The following is a 20,619-nucleotide window of genomic DNA, read 5'->3' on the forward strand; positions in this document are numbered from 1 at the left end:
CCCCTCATGCGCGCCAAAGCCATGCACTGCCATCGCGTAGCCTCCCCGGTGGCGGGGCTTGTGCCATGCGGGTCATCTGGTATGGGAACTAGAGATTGTACAGGAACCCGGCCATTCGCATGCGCGACGCAGGCAGGTGACAGGAACGGAATTCGTCTGGCGCCCGCCGTCCCCGCGACCGGGCAGGGGCGGTAGCGGCACTGAGGTTGGAGAGACAGGTGAACACGTCCGTCAATGATGCACCACAATGGCATCTGCAGCCCGAGGCGAACCGGACCCTTGTCACCCTGTCAGGAGACTGGATCGCGCAGGACGGGCGCGTGCCCGACTTTCCCCAATCCGCCCTGAAGGATATCCCGCCTAACGAACCGGTGGAATTCAGCACCGAACATCTGGGAAAATGGGATACATCGCTGATCTCCTTCCTGTGGGAACTCATGCGCGACGCACGCGAGGCGCACGTGGAACTGCGCATCGACACCCTGCCGGAATCCGCGCACAAGCTGCTGGACCTGCTGCCTGAAAATCCGCCGCAGCCGCCACCACCTGCCAGGCACGCTTTCGCGCCGGTTGCCGCCGTGGGTCAGTTCACGCTCGATACGCTGAACGAGGTCGGCTGCGTAAGCGAGATGGGGGCGGATGCCGCACGCGGCGGCATTGCCACCGCGCTGGGCCGCGGGATGATGCGCACCGTCGATCTCATGTCCGACCTGAACGCGGCGGGACCGGCGGCCCTGCTGATCGTGGGGGTGGTGAACTTCCTTGTCGGCGCGATCCTTGCTTTTGTCGGTTCGGTGGAACTGCACAAATTCGCGGCGGACATCTATGTCGCCAGTCTGGTTGCGATTGCCATGGTGCGCGAGATGTCGGCCGTCATGACCGCCATCATCATGGCGGGCCGGACCGGCGGCGCCTATGCCGCGCGCATTTCCACCATGCAGGGTAATGAGGAAATCGACGCGCTACAGGTATTCGGCATCCCGGTTTCCAATTACCTGATCCTGCCTTCGGTTCTCGCGCTCGCCTTCACCATGCCGCTGCTTTACCTGTATGGCTGCCTGATCGGCATGCTGGGCGGGTTCTGCGTGTCCTACATCATGCTGCATGTCTCGCCGCTGGGTTACTTCCACGAAACGCTGGGCGCCCTGCCACTGGACCAGTTCACCTTCGGCTTCATCAAGAGCTTCGTATTCGGCTCCTTCATCGGGCTGACCAGTTGCCGCATCGGGCTGAAGGCCGGGCGCAGCGCGGCTGATGTGGGTATTGCTGCGACCAAGGCCGTGGTTGTGGGCATCGTGGGCGTGATCGCGCTGGATGCGATCTTCGCGGTCATCGCCAATGTTATCGGGATCTGAGCGCCATGAATAACCAGATGCCCTCCACCGACGACCGTCCGGCGCTGATTACCGTCAATGACCTGACGCTGGCCTTCGGCCCGCGCGTGATCCAGCATGACGTGTCGTTCCAGGTGAAGCGCGGCAGTATCTTCGCCGTCATGGGTGGGTCGGGCTGCGGCAAGAGCACCCTGCTCAAGAGCATGATCGGCCTGCTGCGCCCCACTGGCGGCACGTACAAGGTGGAAAAGGACGATTACTGGGCAGGCGACGACGCCAGCCGCATCCGCATCGGGCGGCGCTTTGGCGTCCTGTTCCAAAGTGGCGCGCTGTGGAGTTCGATGACGGTGGGCGAGAACGTGGCCCTGCCCATGCAGATGTTCACAAAGCTGGAGGCCCCCGTCATCCGCCGGCTGGTGGAACTGAAGCTGGGGCTGGTTGGCATGCTGCATGCCATTGACCAGTATCCATCGGAACTCAGCGGCGGCATGCGCAAGCGCGCCGGGCTGGCGCGCGCCATGTCGCTGGACCCGGATATCCTGTTCTTTGATGAACCTTCCGCCGGGCTTGACCCGATCACCTCCGCCCGGCTGGATGACCTGATCCTGAACCTGCGCGACGGGCTGGGGGCCACGATCATCATCGTCAGCCACGAACTGTCCAGCCTGTTCCACATTGCTGATGACGGCATCTTCCTTGATGCCGAACAGAAAACCGCAATCGCCCACGGCTCCCCCACATGGCTGCGCGATCACTGCGACGACCCGATGGTCCACGCCTTCATGCACCGTGAACAGCTGGACAGTTCCAGCTCCCACGGAAACGGGTAATCCCGATGGCCGGCAGGCAGACGCTGATCGGCTCGGCCGTACTGGGGTGTGGGGCCATTGCGCTTGGCATTCTGGTGGGCAGCGGCAGCCTGCCCCTGCCGGGGCGTGGCAGTGAGGCCATCGTGGTGTTTGAAGGCCCGACCAACGGGCTGGATATCGGTTCGCCCGTCAACCTGCGCGGGGTGACGGTGGGTGCGGTCGAAAGCATGTCGGTCCGGGTCAATCCGGTCGATCACAGGACCTATATGCCCGTGACCATCCTGTTCGATCCGGCACACACGCCGGGCAGAGGCGACCTGCCGCCGCTATCCGAACTGGTCCACAGCGGATTGCGCGCCGAAATGGCGCTGCACAGCCTTGTGACGGGACAGACCGAGCTTGATCTGGACATGTCGCCCGCCACCCCCGCCGTGATGCATCCGGGCATGAGCCACCTGCCGGAAATACCGATGGGCCAGACGGCGCTGCAGCAGATGGAAAGCATGCTTGTCGCGACATCCGTCAAGCGGCTTCAGGGGGATCTTGCGGCTGCGATCGTGAGCATCCGCAGGCTGGCGGCGGACATAAACCGCGACCTGCCGGGCATGATCGCCAGCATCCGCACCACATCCACCCATAGCGAGGACGCGGTGCGCAGCATCCGCGCCGCCATGGCCGACATACAGAACCAGTCGGCCCGCACCATCAATGCGATGGACAGGCTGATAACCGCCAATGATCACCAGTTCGCCGCCCGCCATGCGGAGCTGGAGGCCCTGATCGACAATACGCACCACACCATGACACAGGCGCGTGAAGCCCTTGCCAGCCTGCGCACCCTGACCGACCCGCAATCGCGTGACAGGCTCAATCTTGACGCTACGATGCGCGACATCATGGAAGCCGGTTACGGGCTGCGCGGATTCGCCAATGAAGTCGAAAGTAATCCGCAACTTCTGCTTATGGGACGCAACCAATGAAATCGCGCCAGCCCGCTGTCTCCCCTTCCCGTCTGCATCCGGCCCTGCGGGCAGGTGGCGGCCTGCTGCTTTCGGCCCTCATGCTGTCGGCCTGTTCCTCGGCGCCGGTGCGCTTCTACACGCTGGGGGCGCCCGCCATCGCAACCGGGGCGCTGTCTCCCACCACGACCAGTCAGCCGATCACCGGCGCAACCCCGGTCATCGAAGTCGAGCGCGCCCGCCTGCCGGATTATCTGGACAGTCAGGACATCATGGTCCGCGACGGGCATGAAATCGTGCGTAGCGGGCTGGGCCGGTGGGCCAGCCGACTGTCGGTGGGCGCGACAGACCTGATTACCGCCCGCCTTGCCCAGAAATGGCCGGACATGTTCGTAACCGACCAGCCGCAGCCGGACCGCCCCACGTGGCGGCTTCAGCTCAATATCAGCCGCCTTGATGTCAGCCGGGATGGCAAATCCGCGCTCAATGCGGACTGGGCCATCATTCCGGAGGATTCGCGCGCCAACATCCTGCGCAACCGCACCGTCATCGTCACGGACGGCAATACCAGCGGGAACGCCAATATCGCCGGGGTGACGGAAAACCTGCTCAACGAACTGAGCAACCGGATCGAGGCGAGCTGGCCCACCGGGGAAGCCTCCACCCCCGCCGGACATCAGCACGGCCGACACTGATCCATCGGCAACGGGGACGGTTTTCGTGCCCCGAACACGGCTGAAACCTTCCCCCGCACGGGGCATTGGGTGCATAACCTTATGTAACCAAGGGAGGGTTTCCCCCATGCCGCGTGCCTTTTCCATTTCACCGCTTGCAGGCGGGCTCGTCGCATCCATACTGCTGACAACAGCGCCGGGCATGGCGCGTGCGGCTGGCGCGCCTGTCATCCTGGCGCAGCATCCCGGCACGGAACTGGACCGTCAGGCCCGCAGGCTGATGGTGGAAGACCTGCATACCGCCACCACACATGGCGAACGCCCGGTGCTGCTGACCGGATCGGGACAACTGTCCGATGACCCGTCGCGCACGGCGCTGTTCGTGCAGGTGCAATCCGTCAGCCTGTGCGGATCGGCGGGCTGTTCCACATCGGTTTACCTGCCCGATGCCCGGCGCAACTGGACACGGGTTCTGGATTCCGTAAGCGGTCCGGTCGTCATAACGCCCCAGACCCATGACGGCATGCACGACCTGCTGGTCGATGGTACGGACCGCTGGGTCTGGAATGGCACGACCTATACGGACACGCAGGCCACCACAGCCCCGTAAGGGTGCATCAGGATCGCCGGATTTTTCAGGGAAAATGGAGCGGGTGAAGGGAATCGAACCCTCGTATGCAGCTTGGGAAGCTGCCGTTCTACCATTGAACTACACCCGCATGCGGGCTTTCTATACTGCACAAGCATGGCAGATGCAATCACCCCCATGCAGCACGGGCAGCAGTTGACGCACCCGGCCCTGATCCGCAATAAGCATCAATGTCCGGCGCGCCATGTGCCGGGCCCTCGTGATTTGATATGGCCGGCTTGCGGCGAGGTAAAACATACGCGCTAAAGAGGCCTGATCCCGTCGGCAGGGCGCGGGTATCATGGTTTCCACGGTCGTGAACCGCCCTTGCGGGCCTGACTTGGCGCACATGACCCGTGCGCACGGGTCGTGGTCCGCATATCCAGACCACCCTGTTTGCAGGAATTCACATCCGTCATGACTGACCAGCCTGATCCCAGAACCCTCCGCCCGGCAACGCGCCTGATCAATGCGGGCCTTGAACGCACCCCCTACGGTGAAACCAGCGAGGCGATGTTCCTGACCTCCGGCTTTGTGTACGACAACGCCGAACAGGCGGAAGGCACATTTACCGGCGATGTCTCGCATTACCAGTATTCGCGTTTCGGCAACCCGACCGTATCCAACCTTGAACGCCGCCTGTGCGACCTTGAAGGCGCGGAATCCTGCGTGCTGACCGCCACGGGCATGGGGGCCGTCTCCTCCGCGCTGCTGGCGCAGGTGCGTTCCGGTGACCGGGTCGTCGCGTCGCGCGCCCTGTTCGGTTCGTGCCACTGGATCGTAGCCGAACTGCTGCCCCGCTACGGCGTGGAGACGGTGTTTGTCGATGGCGGCGATCTGGCCGCGTGGAAGGATGCGCTGTCCAGGCCCACCAGCGCCGTGCTGCTGGAAAGCCCGTCCAACCCGATGCTGGATGTGCTTGATATCCGCATGATCTGCGATCTTGCCCACAAGGCGGGCGCCATCGTGGTGGTGGATAACGTTTTCGCCACCCCGCTGTACCAGAAGCCGCTGGAACTGGGTGCGGACGTGGTCGTGTATTCATGCACCAAGCATATCGACGGTCAGGGCCGCGTGCTGGGTGGCGCGGTTCTGGGTAATGCCAAGTGGATTGACGAGGTGCTGCGCCCCTTCACCCGCAATACCGGCAACAGCCTGTCCCCCTTCAACGCCTGGGTCATGCTCAAGAGCATCGAGACACTTGCCCTGCGCGTGAACGCCATGACACAGAATGCGGCAAAGGTGGCCGACTTCCTGGCGGACGCACCGGGCATCGCGCGCGTGTTCTATCCGGGTCGCAAGGATCACCCGCAGTATGAACTGGCGCAAAAGCAGATGTCCGCCGGTTCCACGCTGGTCGCGTTCGAGGTCGAAGGCGGCAAGGAAGAAGCCTTCGCCTTCATGAACGCCCTGCGCGTCATCTCGATTTCCAACAACCTTGGCGATGCGCGCTCCCTTGTCACGCACCCGGCCACGACCACACATATGAAGCTGGCCCCCGAAGAACGTGCCCGCCTTGGCATTACCGATGGCGCGATCCGCTTTTCCGTCGGGCTGGAAGATGCCGACGACCTGATTGACGACCTCAAGCGCGGCATTGCGGCGCTGGCAAACCGCTAACCCCCGAGGAGTTCCCCTCCATGAGCAAGAACAGGCCTTTCCCTCCCCCCGGTGGGGAAGGAGCGGAGTCCCCGCTGGGCGAGACAATGGACAACGCCCCCTGTTTCGAGGCGACGACCGACAATGTGCGCGTGGTGGTCCAGACCTTCTGGCTTGATGACCAGTCGGAACCCGATGAACACCGCTATGTCTGGGCCTACCGCATCCGTATCGAAAATCAGGGTACGGAAACGGTCCAGCTCCTGCGGCGAAGCTGGCGCATCGTGGATGGACAGGGCCGGATCGAGCGGGTGGATGGTGATGGCGTGGTAGGCGAACAGCCGCTTATCGACGCCAGCGCCAGTTTCGAATACATGTCAGGTGCCGCCCTTGAAACGCCCACGGGCTTCATGGGGGGCACTTACCACATGATCTGCCCGGCCAGCCGGCAGCATTTCGATGTCACCATACCCGTGTTCAGTCTGGACAGCCCGCACCACCCGACCATCCTGCACTAGCAAATTCCCCCTCTGCCGCGCATTCCCAAGGGACGCGCCCATGCAACAAGAACCCACATAATGAACGCCATCGATTCCCGCCCCTCCCGCACGGATGCAGAAGAAGCCGTACGCACCCTGCTGCGCTGGGCTGGTGAAGACCCCGACCGCGAAGGCCTGCGCGATACACCCGAGCGGGTCATAAAATCATATGACGAATTCTTCTGCGGTTATGCCGAAGACCCCGTCGACCTGCTGCGCCGGACCTTTTCCGAAGTGGAGGATTATGACGAAATGGTCCTGCTGCGCGATATCCGCGTGGAAAGCCATTGCGAACATCATATGGTGCCGATCATCGGCGTGGCGCATGTGGCCTATCTGCCGCGCAAGCGCGTTGTCGGGATTTCCAAGCTGGCCCGCGTGGTCGATGCCTATGCCCGGCGTTTCCAGATCCAGGAACGCCTGACGGCCCAGATCGCCAACACCATCAACGAAGAACTCCAGCCCTACGGTGTGGGCGTGGTCATTGAGGCATCGCACCAGTGCATGACCACACGCGGCGTGCATCGTCCCGGCGTGTCGATGGTGACAAGCCGCATGCTGGGCACCTTCCGCAGCAATTCGGACACAAGGCGGGAATTCCTGTCGATCCTGAACCGTCCGCCCATGAACAGCAGCGGCATCTGAACATGACAGCGCCGGGGACGCACATGACGCGCCCCGGCAGACGGTTCAGAGCGTGACCTTCGCCCCAAGCACGGCGATGAACTGCGCAAGCCATGCGGGATGGGCAGGCCATGCGGGGGCGGTCACCAGCCTGCCATCCGTTATCGCCGCGTCCATGGCGATATCGGCGTAAACGCCATCCGCCAGTTCCACTTCCGGGCGGCAGGCGGGATAGGCCGACACCTTGCGGCCCGAAATGATGCGCGCGGCAGCCAGCAACTGACCCGCATGGCAGATGGCGGCGATCGGCCTGTCGGCAAAGGCGCGGACCAGTTCGATCACCCGCGCGTCCAGCCGCAGGTATTCGGGCGCCCGCCCGCCGGGCAGCACCAGCCCGGCATAATCCTGATGGCGGATTTCATCGAAACTGGCGGTCAGGGCAAAGCGGTGGCCCGGCTTTTCGCTGTAGGTCTGCGCGCCTTCGAAATCGTGAATGGCGGTCAGGACATGCTCGCCCCGGCTGCGGCCCGGACAGACCGCATCCACCTGGTAGCCCAGCATGGTCAGCGCCTGAAACGGCACCATGACCTCATAATCCTCGACATAATCGCCAGCGAGAAGCAGCAGTCTGGGTGTGGCCATTATCCGTTTCTTTCCTTCAGTGCCCGTGTCCAGCATCCGGGCCGGGGGCAAGATGTTCGCGCAGGCGGGGCATGAGTTCCACGAAGTTGCAGGGCACATGGCGACTGTCGAGCTGCCAGACGAGAATATCGTCCCACCCGTCCTTCACCGCGCCGGACGAACCGGGCAGCGCGAACAGGTAGGTTCCCCCCGCCACCCCGGCCAGCGCACGGGACTGGATCGTGGACGTGCCGATCTTCTGGTAAGACAGCATGCGGAACAGTTCACCGAACCCTTCGATACGCTTCTCGATCACCTGCCCGAACGCTTCGGGGGTGACATCGCGCCCGGTTACACCGGTGCCGCCGGTCGAGATGACGACATCAACCTGCTCATCCGCGATCCAGCCAGACAGGGTGGCCGCGATCTGGCGCGCATCATCGGGCACGATGGCGCGTGCGGCCACGATATGCCCGGCACCGGCAATGCGGCTGGCAAGGATATCGCCCGAGCGGTCCGTTTCCGGTGTGCGGGTATCGGATACCGTCAGGACCGCGATGCGGACCGGCAGGAAGGGTCTTTTCATATCAAGGCGCGACATGCGGCCATGTTCACCATTCCGACAGCCAGACGTCAACGGTCCGGAACGCCCGGGGCCTGCTGGATATAAAGAAATCAGTAATATGTGAGAAGAAGCGTAAACTTACGATGTATTTGTGCGTTGCACAAAAAGATATAACAAAGATTAGCGAAGCACTGTATCAATATATTGCTATAACAAAAAAATCCTCTTTACGATTATTTTACATACCTTTAGTTTTTTCATAATTCCCCTCCCAAGGTTTATAATAGGCATGAAATATGCTATCGATGTGCGGATGATCAGAACATTTACCCGCTTTTTAATACCGTTCCCCCTGTTTCTTCTGGCGCTTTTCACCCTGAGCGCGCCCGCACGGGCGCAGGCCATCGCGGGTGAAGGTCAGGGCGTCGTGGGCTCCCAGCCCAGCCTGAACGTCAATTCCCGACGGAATGTTTCCGTACAGGACCCGGGGCAGTTTTTCAGCGCGCCCTACGGCAACCAGCATTTTTTTGGTGAGTGGGCGGGGCTGCAGCCCTTCCTGCTGCGCCATGGCGTGCATATTGAAGCCGACGTTCATGAGGAACTGGCAGGCAACTTCCGCGGCGGCGCCAAGCAGGGCGTGACGGATGCGGGACAGGTTGGTGTGGAAATTGACATCGACTGGAACAAACTGGCGGGTGGCCCGAAGAATTTCTGGACGCATACCATGATCGTGAACGGCCATGGCCGTAACGACAGTACCGACTACATCCACGATTCCCTTGCGGGCGTGCAGCAGATCTATGGTGCCCGTGGTAACGTGGTCGCCCATCTTGTCTACATGTATGCCGAACAGGCGCTGTTCCATAACCGGCTGGATATCAGCGCGGGCTGGATTCCGGTGGGCAGCTTCTTCGCCGCTTCCCCCCTGTACTGTGACTTCATGAACGTATCGATATGCGGCAACCCCGCGCCGGGCAAATACGTGCCGGGCGGGCGTGACTGGCCTTCGGGCAACCTTGGTGTGGTGATGCGCGTCATGCCCACGGTCGATACCTACATCATGGCCGGTATGTTCGCGGTTTCACCCCATGCCTATAACGGCGGCATTTCGGGCTGGTCATGGGCGCAGAGCGGCCTTGGCAAGTTCTCCACCCCGGTGGAAATCGGCTGGCTGCCCGAATTCGGCCGCAACCACCTCGCCGGTCACTACAAGGCGGGTTACGGCTATGACAACTCGCAGTACAATGACCTGTATTCGGATATTAACGGCCACTCCGCCGTCCTGACGGGCCTGCCCTTCCGCAAGCAGTCCGGTGTCAGCACGGCATGGTTCCAGGCCGACCAGATGATCATGCGCAATGGCGCGGGCCCCACCAACGGCCTGATCGCGCTGGCGGGCTACATGTATACTTCGGGCAAGATCTCGGCGATGAAGGACCATACCTGGGCCGGCATCGTGGAAACCGGTGCGCGGTGGGGCCGTCCCCTCGATACGCTGGGCGCGATGTTCCATTATTTCGAAATGAGCCGGGCTTCGGTGCTGCAGCAGGAATCCTCGATCCTTGCGGGGACGCCGTTCCTTACCAACCAGTGGGGCAAGGCGTGGGGCATCCAGACGCATGAGAATGTTTACGAGCTTTTCTACAACATTCACACCGCGCGCGGCATGAGCTTCCAGCCGGATTTCCAGTATATCAACCGCCCCGGCGGCACGACCACGTATCATGATGCGGCGGTGATGGGCCTGCAGTTCAACTGCATCCTGTAAAACGGTCTTCATCCCCACGACGACGCGCGGTATGGGAGGCGGATCATGACCGATTCCCTCCCCCTGCTGGCCCATGCCGCACTGGCGCATTATGGCCTGCCCGATGCGCAGGCCAGCCTGCTTTCCATTTCCGAAAACGTCATGTTCCGTGTCGATACGGCTACGGGGCAACGCTATGCGCTGCGCCTGCACCGTCCCGGCTACCACAGCGTCACTGAAATCAACAGTGAACTGGCGTGGCTGGATGCCCTGCGCGATTCCGGGGTGGAAGTACCGGTGCCGGTGCCGGGGACCGATGGCGCGCGTATCCGTACGCTGCCTATGCCCGATGATACTGTCCGCCATGCTGTCATGTTCGCCTGGATGGATGGGACCGAACCCACACCCGATATTGATCCCGCAGCCTTTACCCGTCTGGGCCGCATCACCGCCCGGCTGCATGACCACAGCCGACGCTGGGTGCGGCCACAGGGGTTCATCCGCAAAATATGGACACCGGACACCATGACCGGCCCCCATGCCCTGTGGGGCCAGTGGGAGGACGTTCCGGGCATGACGGATGCAGCACGCGAACTGATTGCGGACTGCCTGATACGCATCAATGCGCAACTGGACGATTACGGCCAGCCGGAGCAGCGATTCGGGCTGATCCATGCCGACCTGCGGCTGGCGAACCTGCTTGTCAGTGATGACCGGACGCGCCTGATCGACTTTGATGACTGCGGCATAAGCTGGTTCATGCAGGATCTGGCAGCCGCCCTGAGTTTCCATGAAGATCACCCGCAGGTTCCCCGCTGGATCGATCACTGGCTGCGCGGGTATGCGACAGCAGGGCATATGGATCAGGCCGATCTGGATATCCTGCCCGCCCTGATCATCCAGCGGCGAATCCAGCTTCTGGCATGGACCGGCACCCATCGGCATACCCGGCAGGTCGAAAGCCTTGGCACCGATTGGTTCCCGCGCACGCTTGGTCTGTGCCGTGCATGGGCGGATGGCCGGTTCCTGCGCCATATTGGCTGAAATCCGCGCCTGAAATCCCGCATCCGTCCGCCCGGCCATGATGCTGAACGCGCGATATAAATTTAAATTTATATGAAGAAATTCTTTTTGGACCCGCTATGTCTTTTATGCCCTATTTCCAACATATATGACCGCTATGTAATGTGTCGTTCGGTTAACAGCCATCCAGCCGGAGCACGACCTGTCCTTGGCACCTAGCGGAAAAGCAGCAATGACCCCTGCAATCAACACAACCGCCCCGTCCCCCGCAACGGCGCCCGTTCCGGCCACGGCCCTGCCCATGGCAGCGGATGAACTCCCGATCCGGTCGCAGACCACACGCATGATCTATTCCCGTCATCGCCGTGCGCTGCGCGATTACGCCCGCAAACTGGACCGGACTGTCGAACCGTCCTGATCCCGGCAGGGGTTTATGCCCCACTCACGACCACAATCAGACAGGCTCCCGCCGCATCGTTCAGGCTGATCGCTGCCGCAGGGCGGCCAGCGCCTGCCGGGTTGGCGTCGTAAGATCGTCCGGCAGGCAGTCGGGCGCGAACCATTGTGGCCCTTCATGCTTTTCCGGCTCCATCAGGGCCGGCTCCCCCTGCCATGACGTGACCAGATAAACCGGGGAAACCCAGTGATGGCCACCGATGGCGTCCATTTCCTCCACCAGGCACAGCAGGTCGCGCGCCTGTATGGTTATGCCCAGTTCCTCATGAATTTCGCGTTCAGCCGCATGGGCTGTCGTCTCATAGGAATCAACTTTTCCACCCGGCAGGCCCCAGCATCCCGCTTCCAGCCCCCGCAGGCGGCGTAGCAGGAGGATACGGCCATCACTGTCGATAATCGCCGCGCCACAGCCTACGCGCGGTCCGGTCGTGTTCGCCATGTCCTGCCTCTCCCGTAAAGATCGCGTGCCCCCATACGACAGGGGGTGCCCGAAAGCACCCCCTGAAACCTGAAATTCCCTGCCGCCTAGCGCGCTGCGGGCGGGCGGGCATTGGCGGTGGCTACACGCCGCCCCCACGAAATCAGGTCGCTGGTGCAGTCATCACGGTCAATCACACATTCGATCAGGGTTGGACCTTCCCGGTTCTCAAGAGCGGCCGCAATCGCCTTTTCCATTTCCGCCCCGGTGGTGGCGCGGAAACCCTTGCCGTGGCCATCCTCCGCGTTGAATACGGACATAAGCCCCGCATAGTCCCAGTTCTTGATGTTGTTGTACGGGCCATCATGAATCTGCACTTCGATGGTGTAGCCGCGGTTATTGATCAGGAAAATGATGACCGGCAGCTTGAGCCGGACCATCTGTGCCACTTCCTGCGCGGTGAGCTGGAAGGACCCATCGCCAATCATCGCAATGATCCGGCGTTCCGGTTCCGCCACCGCGTAACCGAACGTGGCCGGCACCGACCAGCCGATATGGCCCCACTGCATTTCCAGTTCCACGCGCGCGCCACGTGGCAGCTTCATCTGGATGGCGTTGAACCACGAATCGCCGGTTTCCGCGATGACCGTGGTATCGGGCGTCAGCAGGTTCTGGATCTGACGCGCCATTTCCGCACGGACCAGCGGCGCGGTGGGGGCGGCAGGTGCAGCCTGTCCGGCCGGGGTGTGGATGCGACGGTATTCAACCAGTGTCGCATCCTTTTTCGGCTGGCCTTTCAGCCGTTCGATCAGGGCATCGATCACGCCACGCAGATGAATTCCATCAAATGCCTTGCCCCCGGCGGCAATATGGCGGCCATCCATCAGCGCGACATTCTCGCCCTTCGGCCACGCCGTCCAGCCCACGGTGGAATAGTCGTTGAAAACCGGCGCAAGGCACAGGATGCCATCGGACCAGTCGAATATCTGCTGCGCCTTGGGGCTGCTGACATCGCCCCAGTACGTGCCGACATAGCCTGCATGATCTTCGGGGAAGAAGCTCTTGGCGGCGGCCATGGTCGCCACGGCGCAGCCCAGCGCATCGGCCAGACGGATGGCCGCATCCTCGCACCCTGCGGCGCGCAGGCGGCTGCCGATCAGCATGACAGGCTTCTTGCGGGCCGCGATGAAGCTGGCCAGTTCATCCACCGCCAGACGCAGGGTATCCGCATCGGACGGGGCATCGGCCAGAATGGCGCCCACCGGGCCGGGACGTGAGCAGGGCTGCGGGGCGATATTGCACGCGATCTCGATATAGGCGGGCTTCTTTTCGCGCAGGGCGGTGCGCAGCGCATGGTCGATCAGGACCGGCGCATCCTCGGCGCAGGTGATGGAAACGGCGGCGCAGGTCAGCCGTTTGGCGATTTCAAGCTGGTAGCCGTAATCGGGCGTGCCGATGGTGTGGTGCAGGATGTGCCCGCTGCCATGGTCGTTGGAATTGGGCGCGCCCGAAATCAGGATGACAGGCAGGTTTTCGGCATAGGCGCCCCCAATGGCGTTCAGCGCGGACAGCGCGCCCACGCTGAAGGTCACGACCGCCGCCGCAGCCCCGTTTGCGCGGGCATAGCCTTCGGCGCTGAAGCCGCAATTGAGTTCGTTACAGCAATAGACCTGTTTCAGGCCGTCGATTTCCAGAAGCTGGTCCAGCAGGACGAGGTTGTAGTCCCCCGCCACTGCAAAATGATCCTTAAGCCCGATCTGTGTCAGACGTTCACCAAGATAATGGCCGACTGTATATGTCATTATTCAGACTTTCCTTCCCTTGTGCGGGCGCATGCGCGCCCGTCCCCGTTGGGTGGGGAACACATGCCGAAAGGACGGCAGAACTAGCCCAGACTTTCGGCAACCCAGTTCCGGCGCTTGGTGGCCTGACCGATACCGGGATTGAAACAGTTGCATGGATCAAGCTGGCGGTAATGGGCCAGCACATCGTCAGGCGCTGCATAAAGATGGCCGAAATTATGTTCCGCCGGATAGCGTGCGCCACGCCTGTCCAGCAGCGGCAGCATCCGGTGTTCCAGCGCCATGCAGTCATAGCCTTTGCGCACCACGTAATCCTGATGCATCACGTGGCACAGGTAATGACCATAATACAGTTTGACGATGATTTCGTCCTCGATGTCCTTGGGCAGCACCTCGAACCATTCCCGGTCGTTCCGGCGCAGCGCCACGTCAAGGGCCACGATGTTCTCGGTCGTGTCGGTATGGACATTGCGATAACGGATCGCGGCGCCAGCGGCGGCAAAGCGGTGCAGGAACGCCTTGGAACCTTCATCGGGGGTACATTCGAAAAAGTCCCCTTCATGCGTCGCGAAATGGCTTTTCAGGAAATCACGCGCTTCCTGCGCGCCTGATGCGCTGACCTTGAGCATCAGGTGATGTTCAAACCGGTCACGGTAGTCGCGCATCCGCGCAGGCAGGTGCTGCGGAAAGAAACGGCTCATGAACTGCATGGCGCGGTCACTGAAATGCTTTGGCAGGAAGCTGAAGCGATCAGCAATCCGGTCGAACGCATTCTTCATGGCAAACATGGCCGGCAGGCGCTTCGTGCCGATCATCCGGATGATGACGAAGGTGTCCTTGCCATACTTCTCGGCAATGTTGAATGCGTCGCGATGCAGGTATTCCCCCGCGATCGGCAGTTCCGTGAAGGAGGACAGGATGTGGCGGCGCACATCTTCCAGCACGTCCGTCGCGTTGGTGCCGATATAGAAAACAACCGGGTTCTTCTCGGCCTCGAACGTATCAAGGCGGACAGCGAACAGCCCCAGCTTGCCCGCACAGCCCGACCCTTCGTGCAGGCGGCGCAGATCAGCGTTGTAGCGGGCCGGGGTATCGGCATCCACTTCACGCACATGCCGGGCGTAATCATCGTCATGCCCGCGCCCGGCCTGCCAGTTGATGCTGGATTCGGGAAAGTTGCCTTCCTCCACCCGGCGCAGGATGTCCTCGGGATCATCGCCCAGTTCGATGCCCAGATGGTTGACCAGTTGCAGCCGCCCCGTTTCGGACACCTGCGCGAACAGCGCCATGTCGGTATAGGCCGGGCCGCGGCGGACCAGCGCGCCACCCGAATTGTTGCTGACGCCACCGAAAACCGATGCCCCGATACAGGACGATCCGATAACGGAATGCGGCTCGCGCCCAATGGGGGCGAGCATGTTCTCAAGCTGGTCCAGCGTGGCGCCGGGCAGGCAGACGACCTGTCTACCATCGCCGATCAGGTGGATCGTACGCATGCGCATGCTGTGCACGATCACGATGTCACGGTCATAGGTGTTGCCATCGGGGGTGGAACCACCGGTCAGGCCGGTATTGGCCGCCTGCATGATAACGATGACGCCAGCCTGTACGCAGGCCTGAAGCACGCGCCACTGTTCCACCAGCGAACCGGGCATGACAACCGCAAGCGCCCGCCCTTCCCCGAAGCGGAATCCACGACGGTAGGGCAGCGTGGCCCCGTCCTCGGTCAGCACATGGTGATGACCGACGATATCCTTGAGTTCCGTAACCAGATCCACGCCCGCAAGCGATGACATGTCCTGTGCCATTTCCAGCATTCTTCGTTTTCCTAGATACCATGTACAAAACGTCAGCCTGCTTTAACGGATCAGGCACGTTCATGGTATGTGGCTGTCAGTCTGGCATGTTCCGCATGATGGCACTTACGCATAAAATGCTCATGTCATATGCCCGGACAGACCGGCCCGCCGCCCGTTCGGGCTGTTGCAGACCGGATTTTGTGGCAGGACGTCCTTACGCCGCCGCCGATGTTTCACCCAGTGTGGCCAGCGGCTTCATGAGCAGGTGATTCTGCGAATAATCGACCGGAACCGAGATCACCACCGGCCCTTCGGCTTCCATAGCTTCGCGCAGTGCGCCCGCCACGCCATCGGCTGACTGGACGGCAATACCCTTCGCCCCGCAGGAACGGGCGAACATGGCGAAGTCGATGGGGCCGAATTCCACACCGGAACCACGACCGTACTTCTTCTTTTCCTGCATTTCCACCATGTTGTAGGCCTGATCGACCCAGACCATGTGAATGAGGTTGCACTTCAGCCGCACCGCCGTTTCCAGCTCCATGCACGACATCATGAACCCGCCATCGCCGGATATGGAAATCACCTTCTGCGCCGGGTTGACCAGACTTGCGGCAATGCCCCACGGCAGGCCGACGCCCATGGTCTGCTGGCCGTTGCTGATCAGCATCTGACGCGCGCGGAAGGACAGCAGGTAACGCGCCAGCCAGATGTGGAAGGTGCCCATGTCCAGACACATCGTGACATCGGGGGTGATGAACTGTTCCAGTTCACGCACGATCTGTAGCGGATGGACCGCCGTGTTGCTCGTGCTGCGCGCGCCAGACAGCGCGGACAGGCGCGTGGCATGATACTGCGCCAGAATCGTTTCAAGCTGGGGGGCACGCGGCAGCCTGCCCGCCTGGGCTGCAAGGGCGCGGACGGATGCGGCGATATCGCCAACCAGTTCAACCGCCGGGTCGTAATGGGTATCGAGTTCGGCGGCCACTACATCGACATGCACGATCTTGCGCCCATTATCGACATTCCACAGCCACGGATCGTATTCGATCGGGTTGTAGCCGATGGAAATGACCAGATCGGCCTCATGCAGCAACTGGTCGCCCGGCTGGTTGCGGAACAGGCCCACGCGGCCACCGAAACGGTCGGACAGTTCCTGCGATACCGCCCCGGCAGCCTGATAGGTGCCGATAACCGGCGCGCCTGTCGTCGCCACCAGCGCGCGCACCGCGTCGGACACGTCGGGACGGCTGGCCAACAGGCCAAGCAGGATGACCGGGCGCTGGGCCTTGCGCACCAGCGCCAGCGCCTCGTTCACCGCCTCGACAGGGGCGGCGCCCGGCGTGGGCAGCTTGCGCCCGGCCAGAACATTGCCCTGTGCCGGCATGGACAGGATATCCATGGGCGTACTGACGAAGGCAGCACCCGGGCGGCCACTTTCGGCAAAGCGCAGGGCGTTGGCCATCACTTCCGACACGGCGGCGGGGGACGTGATTTCCGCGCTGTATTTGGTGATCGGCTGGAACAGGGCGACGGTGTCCATGCTCTGGTGGGTCAGCTTCAGCCGGTCGGCCAGCTTGACCGCGCCGCCAATGGCCAGCACCGGGTCGCCTTCGGAATTGGCGGTGGCCAGACCCGTCACGAAGTTGGATGCGCCAGGGCCGGATGTGGCGATCGCAACGCCTGCCTTGCCAGTCAGCCGCCCGATGCCGCCCGCGATGAAGGCGGCGTTCTGTTCATGACGGGTCACCACCGTTTCGATGGGCGAGTCGACCAGTGCGTCGAACAGCCGGTCCACCTTCGCGCCCGGAATGCCGAATACATGGGTGGTGCCGTGCGCAACCAGATTGCGCACGATCATGTCCGCCCCGCACTGTGGCGCGGGCGACTGGGTCTTGTCAGTCATGATATGGTATCCTGAACCGTTGGCGCCGCAGCCCTGCGCGCGCGATCATCTCAGTGGGGCGGGGGATGATCCCTAGCCGCCCTCGGCCACGCGAATGGCTTCGTGAATGTTTTCGGGGGAGAGGTTGGCGCGCGCGAACTGCTCCGTGCGGGGAAGCTGGATTTCCACATCGGAAATGACCCCGACTTCCAGCCGACCCTTCAGCACCGCGTAATCGGTCAGGTGCCCGCCACGACGCCCGTCTTCCGTCAGGAAGTGCAGGTGATAGCCCGCGACATTGACGCCCTGCATGTAACCCGGCGTGCGGAAACCGAGCATGGTGCCGGTGGAGGCCCCGAGCTGCATGGTCGGCTGGCGGGCGACCACGTCCAGCATCGGCGGATAGGGGCGGCACTGGCAGAATACGGTGCGGGTTTCGACACGTTCGAACATGCCGGTAAAGCGCACGGCGGCAAACAGGTTGGGATTGTTGACAAGCTGGTCGACAATCGCCTCGAAGCCTTCCTTGTCGCGCGCCGTGTCGATCATGTACTCCTTCTCCGGGTTGAAGAAGGTGACGCAGGCAAATGGCGTCTTGAGATCGCCCGGCACGCGCCCGGCCTGTCCATCGGCGCGGAACTGGTGGATCACGCTGTCATTGACGATCATTTCGCCATCCAGCGCGTTGAAGGTGCCCAGCCCGAAATTGCCGTGCATCAACAGTTCGTCAAGCGTGGTTTCGCCATCGTACACCGCGTCCAGCAGGGCCGCCATTGTCGATGTCTGATAAAGTCGGTTCATGCGGGGACGTACACCCGTCGCATCCGCGGCGCTGGACCGGGTATCGACATCGCCCAGCGAGTAGCATTTCAGCTTCAAGACCTCAGCCTCCTGCAACGGAAAAGGAATGCGTCCGGCATCCCCCGTCTTCCGGTCATATGTGATTGCCCGGTGATGGTGCTGCACGCAGGTTCGTACGTCCAATATATATTCAAGGCTACTTCCATACATAAAATATATGGCAATCTCCGTGGGAAGCCCGTCTCATCCCGCGCCATGCGGGGGACCGGCTTGCCCTGTGCGCTACACGCCTGCCATTGTGGTCCGTGAATGAAGATCAGGATGACTGCATTATGAAACCACTTCACATGGCCTTTGCCGCGCTGGCCCTGACGGGCGTTGTCGCCAGCAGCGGCGTGGCCCGCGCCGATGATACCGACCCCAAGCCCCCCTATGGTCCGGGTGCGTATACCGGCGAATGGACAGCACTGGGCCTGAAGCCCGTCACCATTACCGCCAACAAGGCGACAGGCCCCGCCGCGCGGCTCTATCTCACGCTGCCGGACGCGCTGAACAAGATTACCGGGCTGACAGGCCGCACGATTGAAATGAAGGTGCAGGACGCCACGTCCCTGCGTTCGGTCAATGACGATCCGCACGCCATCTTCCGCCTGACCTCGCCCAACAGCGCCGATCTGCGGATGCAGGGCACAAAGCCGGGCCAGAAGCTGGACCTGCCGCTCAGCCGCGCCGACTGAAATCAGGGGGCGACCTGAAAAAAAACACCCCCGCACCACGCTGTGGTACGGGGGTGAACAGGCAGGGACTTACCTGACCGTGGACGGGGTCAGTCCTGCATGCTGGCCAGCAGGGCGCGCACCCTGCCGCGCAGTTCGCTTTCCCGCGGCACGCTTATGATCTCACGCAGGCGCAGCATCTGGCGGCGCGCGGCATAAAGCTGGTCAAGCAGGGACAGCACCACGGGCATGCTTTCGGCATTGACACCCATATCGTCGCGCAGTTCGACAATCAGACGGGCGCGTGCCTCGTCAATCTCGCGGAAAAGGTAATGTCCCGGCGCGCCCTCGGGCCGCAGCCATGCATTATCGATCCAGCCCTGCACATCCGCCGCCGGCACGTTGCCGATGCGCACGCACAGGGTTTCGAGCGTGATCATGCCTTGGCCTCCCGCTGCTCCGCTGTCCCGCCGGGTGTCCAGTTCTTCAGGAAGTCCTCAAGGGCCGCATCCACCTTGCCGATGGTGACCTGAAGCTTCACGTACAGATTGCCCGCTTCCTTTCCGCCATGCGCCTTGACCCCGCGCCCGCGCAGCCGCAGCACGCTGCCACTGTCGGATTTTGGGGGAACGTTCATCTTGACCGATCCCGCAGGCGTGGGAATGGTGATGCTGCCACCCAGCACCGCCGTTTTCAGGTCCACCGGCAGCGACATGCGGATGTCATCGCCGTCACGTTCGTACGTGCTGTCGGGCGCAACCGTAATGGTAATCAGCGCATCGCCCGCCGGGCCGCCCTGCTGCCCCGGATCACCCTTGCCGCGCAGGCGCAGGACCTGTCCATCGGTAATGCCGGGCGGAATCTTCACGTCCAGCGTGGCGCCACCGGGCAGGGTGATGCGCGACGTACCGCCATTGACGCAGTCCAGAAAGCTGACGGTCAGCGCATACTGCCGGTCATTGCCCTTGCGCGGTCCCTGCGGCCTGCGACGGAAGCCGCCACCGCCGCCCTGACCGAACATGGTGCCGAAGATATCGCCAAGGTCATCTTCCGAAAACTGGTTGCCGCCGTAATGGAAGCCCTGCGGCCCCTCCGCATAATCGCGGTAGCCGCCACCACCACCGCCAAAGCCGAATCCCTTTTCCTGGCCGCTGGCATCGATCTCGCCCCGGTCGAAGCGGGCGCGCTGTTCCTCATCGGACAGGAGGGCGTTGGCAGCCCCCACGGCCTTGAAGTTCTCTTCCGCCACCTTGTCGCCCGGATTGAGGTCAGGATGGTACTTCTTGGCCAGCTTGCGATAGGCCTTGCGTATGTCATCCTGGCTGGCCGAACGGGCTATGCCGAGTACTTCGTATGGGTCCTTGCTCACTTAAAAACCATCCCTTCGTCAGGAACCTGCCAGCCTGGCCACGCCACGCCCATCCCCGAACATCATGATACGGCCTTGCGGCCAGTCTTCCTTCAATAATGGGAAGTGGAGGAGGACGGGTCAATGAAGGGCGGTGAAATCTTCCGGGCTGCGGTAACGCATGGCTGGCAGAAGAAAATAGCAAAGCAGAGAATTGATAATAACATCTTTTGTATTTTTAATTAAACGAAAAATGAAGTATTTGACTTAAA

At 62.1% G+C, this 20,619-nt stretch carries 21 protein-coding genes, 1 tRNA gene and 1 riboswitch; of the genes, 12 read left to right on the top strand and 10 right to left on the bottom strand.

Annotated elements, in window-relative coordinates:
* Positions 1-218: 218 nt before the first annotated feature.
* From ACBR42_RS06395 to ACBR42_RS06415, 5 genes are all read left to right on the top strand, one after another.
* Complete coding sequence (locus ACBR42_RS06395; protein WP_371207517.1) at positions 219-1,355, top strand: ABC transporter permease; 1,137 nt, start codon at positions 219-221, stop codon at positions 1,353-1,355.
* 5 nt (positions 1,356-1,360) lie between these two features.
* Positions 1,361-2,164: an ABC transporter ATP-binding protein gene (locus tag ACBR42_RS06400; RefSeq protein ID WP_371207518.1), complete on the top strand. Its 804-nt coding sequence runs from the start codon at positions 1,361-1,363 to the stop codon at positions 2,162-2,164.
* 5 nt (positions 2,165-2,169) lie between these two features.
* Complete coding sequence (locus ACBR42_RS06405) at positions 2,170-3,123, top strand: MlaD family protein (protein ID WP_257997659.1); 954 nt, start codon at positions 2,170-2,172, stop codon at positions 3,121-3,123.
* A complete protein-coding gene (locus tag ACBR42_RS06410) occupies positions 3,120-3,797 on the top strand; it encodes a membrane integrity-associated transporter subunit PqiC (protein ID WP_110547005.1) in 678 nt (225 codons plus the stop codon). Before ACBR42_RS06405 ends, ACBR42_RS06410 begins: the two co-directional genes overlap by 4 nt.
* Before the next feature lie 106 nt (positions 3,798-3,903).
* Positions 3,904-4,386: a hypothetical protein gene (locus tag ACBR42_RS06415; RefSeq protein WP_257997658.1), complete on the top strand. Its 483-nt coding sequence runs from the start codon at positions 3,904-3,906 to the stop codon at positions 4,384-4,386.
* A 35-nt stretch (positions 4,387-4,421) separates the two neighbouring features.
* On the opposite strand, the gene ACBR42_RS06420 is transcribed toward ACBR42_RS06415, so the two are convergent.
* Positions 4,422-4,495 (bottom strand) — tRNA-Gly (locus ACBR42_RS06420).
* A 116-nt stretch (positions 4,496-4,611) separates the two neighbouring features.
* A riboswitch (SAM riboswitch) is annotated at positions 4,612-4,692 on the top strand.
* Positions 4,693-4,821: 129 nt separating this feature from the next.
* Between ACBR42_RS06420 and metZ the strand changes: the two genes are divergently transcribed.
* The 3 genes from metZ (at position 4,822) to folE (ending at position 7,187) form a co-directional block, all read left to right on the top strand.
* The gene (gene metZ, locus ACBR42_RS06425; protein WP_118962767.1) at positions 4,822-6,024 is read left to right on the top strand and encodes an O-succinylhomoserine sulfhydrylase; all 1,203 of its coding nucleotides are present in this window, start codon (positions 4,822-4,824) and stop codon (positions 6,022-6,024) included.
* Positions 6,025-6,110: 86 nt separating this feature from the next.
* The gene (apaG, locus tag ACBR42_RS06430) at positions 6,111-6,521 is read left to right on the top strand and encodes a Co2+/Mg2+ efflux protein ApaG (RefSeq protein WP_102325478.1); all 411 of its coding nucleotides are present in this window, start codon (positions 6,111-6,113) and stop codon (positions 6,519-6,521) included.
* Positions 6,522-6,581: 60 nt separating this feature from the next.
* A complete protein-coding gene (folE, locus tag ACBR42_RS06435) occupies positions 6,582-7,187 on the top strand; it encodes a GTP cyclohydrolase I FolE (RefSeq protein ID WP_102325477.1) in 606 nt (201 codons plus the stop codon).
* 45 nt (positions 7,188-7,232) lie between these two features.
* Here folE and ACBR42_RS06440 read toward each other — a convergent pair whose 3' ends face one another.
* Positions 7,233-7,808: a DJ-1/PfpI family protein gene (locus ACBR42_RS06440; protein WP_110547078.1), complete on the bottom strand. Its 576-nt coding sequence runs from the start codon at positions 7,806-7,808 to the stop codon at positions 7,233-7,235.
* Positions 7,809-7,824: 16 nt separating this feature from the next.
* A complete protein-coding gene (gene moaB, locus ACBR42_RS06445) occupies positions 7,825-8,388 on the bottom strand; it encodes a molybdenum cofactor biosynthesis protein B (protein WP_102325475.1) in 564 nt (187 codons plus the stop codon).
* A 253-nt stretch (positions 8,389-8,641) separates the two neighbouring features.
* On the opposite strand from moaB, the gene ACBR42_RS06450 reads away from it, so the two are divergent.
* From ACBR42_RS06450 to ACBR42_RS06460, 3 genes are all read left to right on the top strand, one after another.
* Positions 8,642-10,120 carry a carbohydrate porin gene (locus ACBR42_RS06450; protein ID WP_102325474.1) on the top strand — a complete coding sequence of 493 codons (1,479 nt, stop codon included), beginning with the start codon at positions 8,642-8,644 and terminating at the stop codon, positions 10,118-10,120.
* A 45-nt stretch (positions 10,121-10,165) separates the two neighbouring features.
* Positions 10,166-11,143, top strand: a complete 978-nt coding sequence (locus tag ACBR42_RS06455; protein WP_371207519.1) for a phosphotransferase enzyme family protein — start codon at positions 10,166-10,168, stop codon at positions 11,141-11,143.
* 211 nt (positions 11,144-11,354) lie between these two features.
* Entirely contained in the window at positions 11,355-11,540 is a 186-nt protein-coding gene (locus ACBR42_RS06460) for a hypothetical protein (protein WP_102325472.1), read from the top strand.
* 60 nt (positions 11,541-11,600) lie between these two features.
* Here the strand turns inward: ACBR42_RS06460 and ACBR42_RS06465 are convergent, their stop codons facing one another.
* The 5 genes from ACBR42_RS06465 to budA all read right to left on the bottom strand — a co-directional run bounded on the left by ACBR42_RS06465 (position 11,601) and on the right by budA (position 18,379).
* Positions 11,601-12,017 carry an NUDIX domain-containing protein gene (locus tag ACBR42_RS06465; protein WP_371207520.1) on the bottom strand — a complete coding sequence of 139 codons (417 nt, stop codon included), beginning with the start codon at positions 12,015-12,017 and terminating at the stop codon, positions 11,601-11,603.
* A gap of 86 nt (positions 12,018-12,103) precedes the next feature.
* Positions 12,104-13,798 carry an alpha-keto acid decarboxylase family protein gene (locus ACBR42_RS06470; protein ID WP_371207521.1) on the bottom strand — a complete coding sequence of 565 codons (1,695 nt, stop codon included), beginning with the start codon at positions 13,796-13,798 and terminating at the stop codon, positions 12,104-12,106.
* 83 nt (positions 13,799-13,881) lie between these two features.
* Positions 13,882-15,615: a D-lactate dehydrogenase gene (dld, locus tag ACBR42_RS06475; RefSeq protein WP_102325469.1), complete on the bottom strand. Its 1,734-nt coding sequence runs from the start codon at positions 15,613-15,615 to the stop codon at positions 13,882-13,884.
* Between the two features lie 196 nt (positions 15,616-15,811).
* A complete protein-coding gene (alsS, locus tag ACBR42_RS06480) occupies positions 15,812-17,503 on the bottom strand; it encodes an acetolactate synthase AlsS (RefSeq protein WP_102325468.1) in 1,692 nt (563 codons plus the stop codon).
* A gap of 72 nt (positions 17,504-17,575) precedes the next feature.
* Entirely contained in the window at positions 17,576-18,379 is an 804-nt protein-coding gene (gene budA, locus ACBR42_RS06485; RefSeq protein WP_371207534.1) for an acetolactate decarboxylase, read from the bottom strand.
* A 236-nt stretch (positions 18,380-18,615) separates the two neighbouring features.
* Between budA and ACBR42_RS06490 the strand changes: the two genes are divergently transcribed.
* Complete coding sequence (locus ACBR42_RS06490; RefSeq protein ID WP_102325466.1) at positions 18,616-19,020, top strand: hypothetical protein; 405 nt, start codon at positions 18,616-18,618, stop codon at positions 19,018-19,020.
* An 89-nt stretch (positions 19,021-19,109) separates the two neighbouring features.
* On the opposite strand, the gene ACBR42_RS06495 is transcribed toward ACBR42_RS06490, so the two are convergent.
* Together ACBR42_RS06495 and ACBR42_RS06500 are read right to left on the bottom strand one after the other, a co-directional pair.
* Positions 19,110-19,439, bottom strand: a complete 330-nt coding sequence (locus tag ACBR42_RS06495; protein ID WP_102325465.1) for a chaperone modulator CbpM — start codon at positions 19,437-19,439, stop codon at positions 19,110-19,112.
* Entirely contained in the window at positions 19,436-20,368 is a 933-nt protein-coding gene (locus ACBR42_RS06500) for a DnaJ C-terminal domain-containing protein (RefSeq protein WP_371207522.1), read from the bottom strand. Before ACBR42_RS06500 ends, ACBR42_RS06495 begins: the two co-directional genes overlap by 4 nt.
* Positions 20,369-20,619: the final 251 nt, after the last annotated feature.

The sequence above is a fragment of the Komagataeibacter sp. SM21 genome, from assembly GCF_041402665.1.
Taxonomy (GTDB): Bacteria; Pseudomonadota; Alphaproteobacteria; order Acetobacterales; family Acetobacteraceae; genus Komagataeibacter; species Komagataeibacter saccharivorans.

What these genes read in the sequence shown, in the direction of transcription:
- ACBR42_RS06465 (WP_371207520.1), bottom strand. Translation starts at nt 12,017, where the DNA reads ATGGCGAACACGACCGGACCGCGCGTAGGCTGTGGCGCGGCGATTATC.
- ACBR42_RS06400 (WP_371207518.1), top strand. Translation starts at nt 1,361, where the DNA reads ATGAATAACCAGATGCCCTCCACCGACGACCGTCCGGCGCTGATTACC.
- ACBR42_RS06415 (WP_257997658.1), top strand. Translation starts at nt 3,904, where the DNA reads ATGCCGCGTGCCTTTTCCATTTCACCGCTTGCAGGCGGGCTCGTCGCA.
- ACBR42_RS06495 (WP_102325465.1), bottom strand. Translation starts at nt 19,439, where the DNA reads ATGATCACGCTCGAAACCCTGTGCGTGCGCATCGGCAACGTGCCGGCG.
- moaB (WP_102325475.1), bottom strand. Translation starts at nt 8,388, where the DNA reads ATGTCGCGCCTTGATATGAAAAGACCCTTCCTGCCGGTCCGCATCGCG.
- metZ (WP_118962767.1), top strand. Translation starts at nt 4,822, where the DNA reads ATGACTGACCAGCCTGATCCCAGAACCCTCCGCCCGGCAACGCGCCTG.
- ACBR42_RS06470 (WP_371207521.1), bottom strand. Translation starts at nt 13,798, where the DNA reads ATGACATATACAGTCGGCCATTATCTTGGTGAACGTCTGACACAGATC.
- ACBR42_RS06405 (WP_257997659.1), top strand. Translation starts at nt 2,170, where the DNA reads ATGGCCGGCAGGCAGACGCTGATCGGCTCGGCCGTACTGGGGTGTGGG.
- ACBR42_RS06440 (WP_110547078.1), bottom strand. Translation starts at nt 7,808, where the DNA reads ATGGCCACACCCAGACTGCTGCTTCTCGCTGGCGATTATGTCGAGGAT.
- alsS (WP_102325468.1), bottom strand. Translation starts at nt 17,503, where the DNA reads ATGACTGACAAGACCCAGTCGCCCGCGCCACAGTGCGGGGCGGACATG.
- ACBR42_RS06460 (WP_102325472.1), top strand. Translation starts at nt 11,355, where the DNA reads ATGACCCCTGCAATCAACACAACCGCCCCGTCCCCCGCAACGGCGCCC.
- ACBR42_RS06455 (WP_371207519.1), top strand. Translation starts at nt 10,166, where the DNA reads ATGACCGATTCCCTCCCCCTGCTGGCCCATGCCGCACTGGCGCATTAT.
- ACBR42_RS06490 (WP_102325466.1), top strand. Translation starts at nt 18,616, where the DNA reads ATGAAACCACTTCACATGGCCTTTGCCGCGCTGGCCCTGACGGGCGTT.
- dld (WP_102325469.1), bottom strand. Translation starts at nt 15,615, where the DNA reads ATGCTGGAAATGGCACAGGACATGTCATCGCTTGCGGGCGTGGATCTG.
- ACBR42_RS06450 (WP_102325474.1), top strand. Translation starts at nt 8,642, where the DNA reads ATGAAATATGCTATCGATGTGCGGATGATCAGAACATTTACCCGCTTT.
- folE (WP_102325477.1), top strand. Translation starts at nt 6,582, where the DNA reads ATGAACGCCATCGATTCCCGCCCCTCCCGCACGGATGCAGAAGAAGCC.
- ACBR42_RS06410 (WP_110547005.1), top strand. Translation starts at nt 3,120, where the DNA reads ATGAAATCGCGCCAGCCCGCTGTCTCCCCTTCCCGTCTGCATCCGGCC.
- apaG (WP_102325478.1), top strand. Translation starts at nt 6,111, where the DNA reads ATGGACAACGCCCCCTGTTTCGAGGCGACGACCGACAATGTGCGCGTG.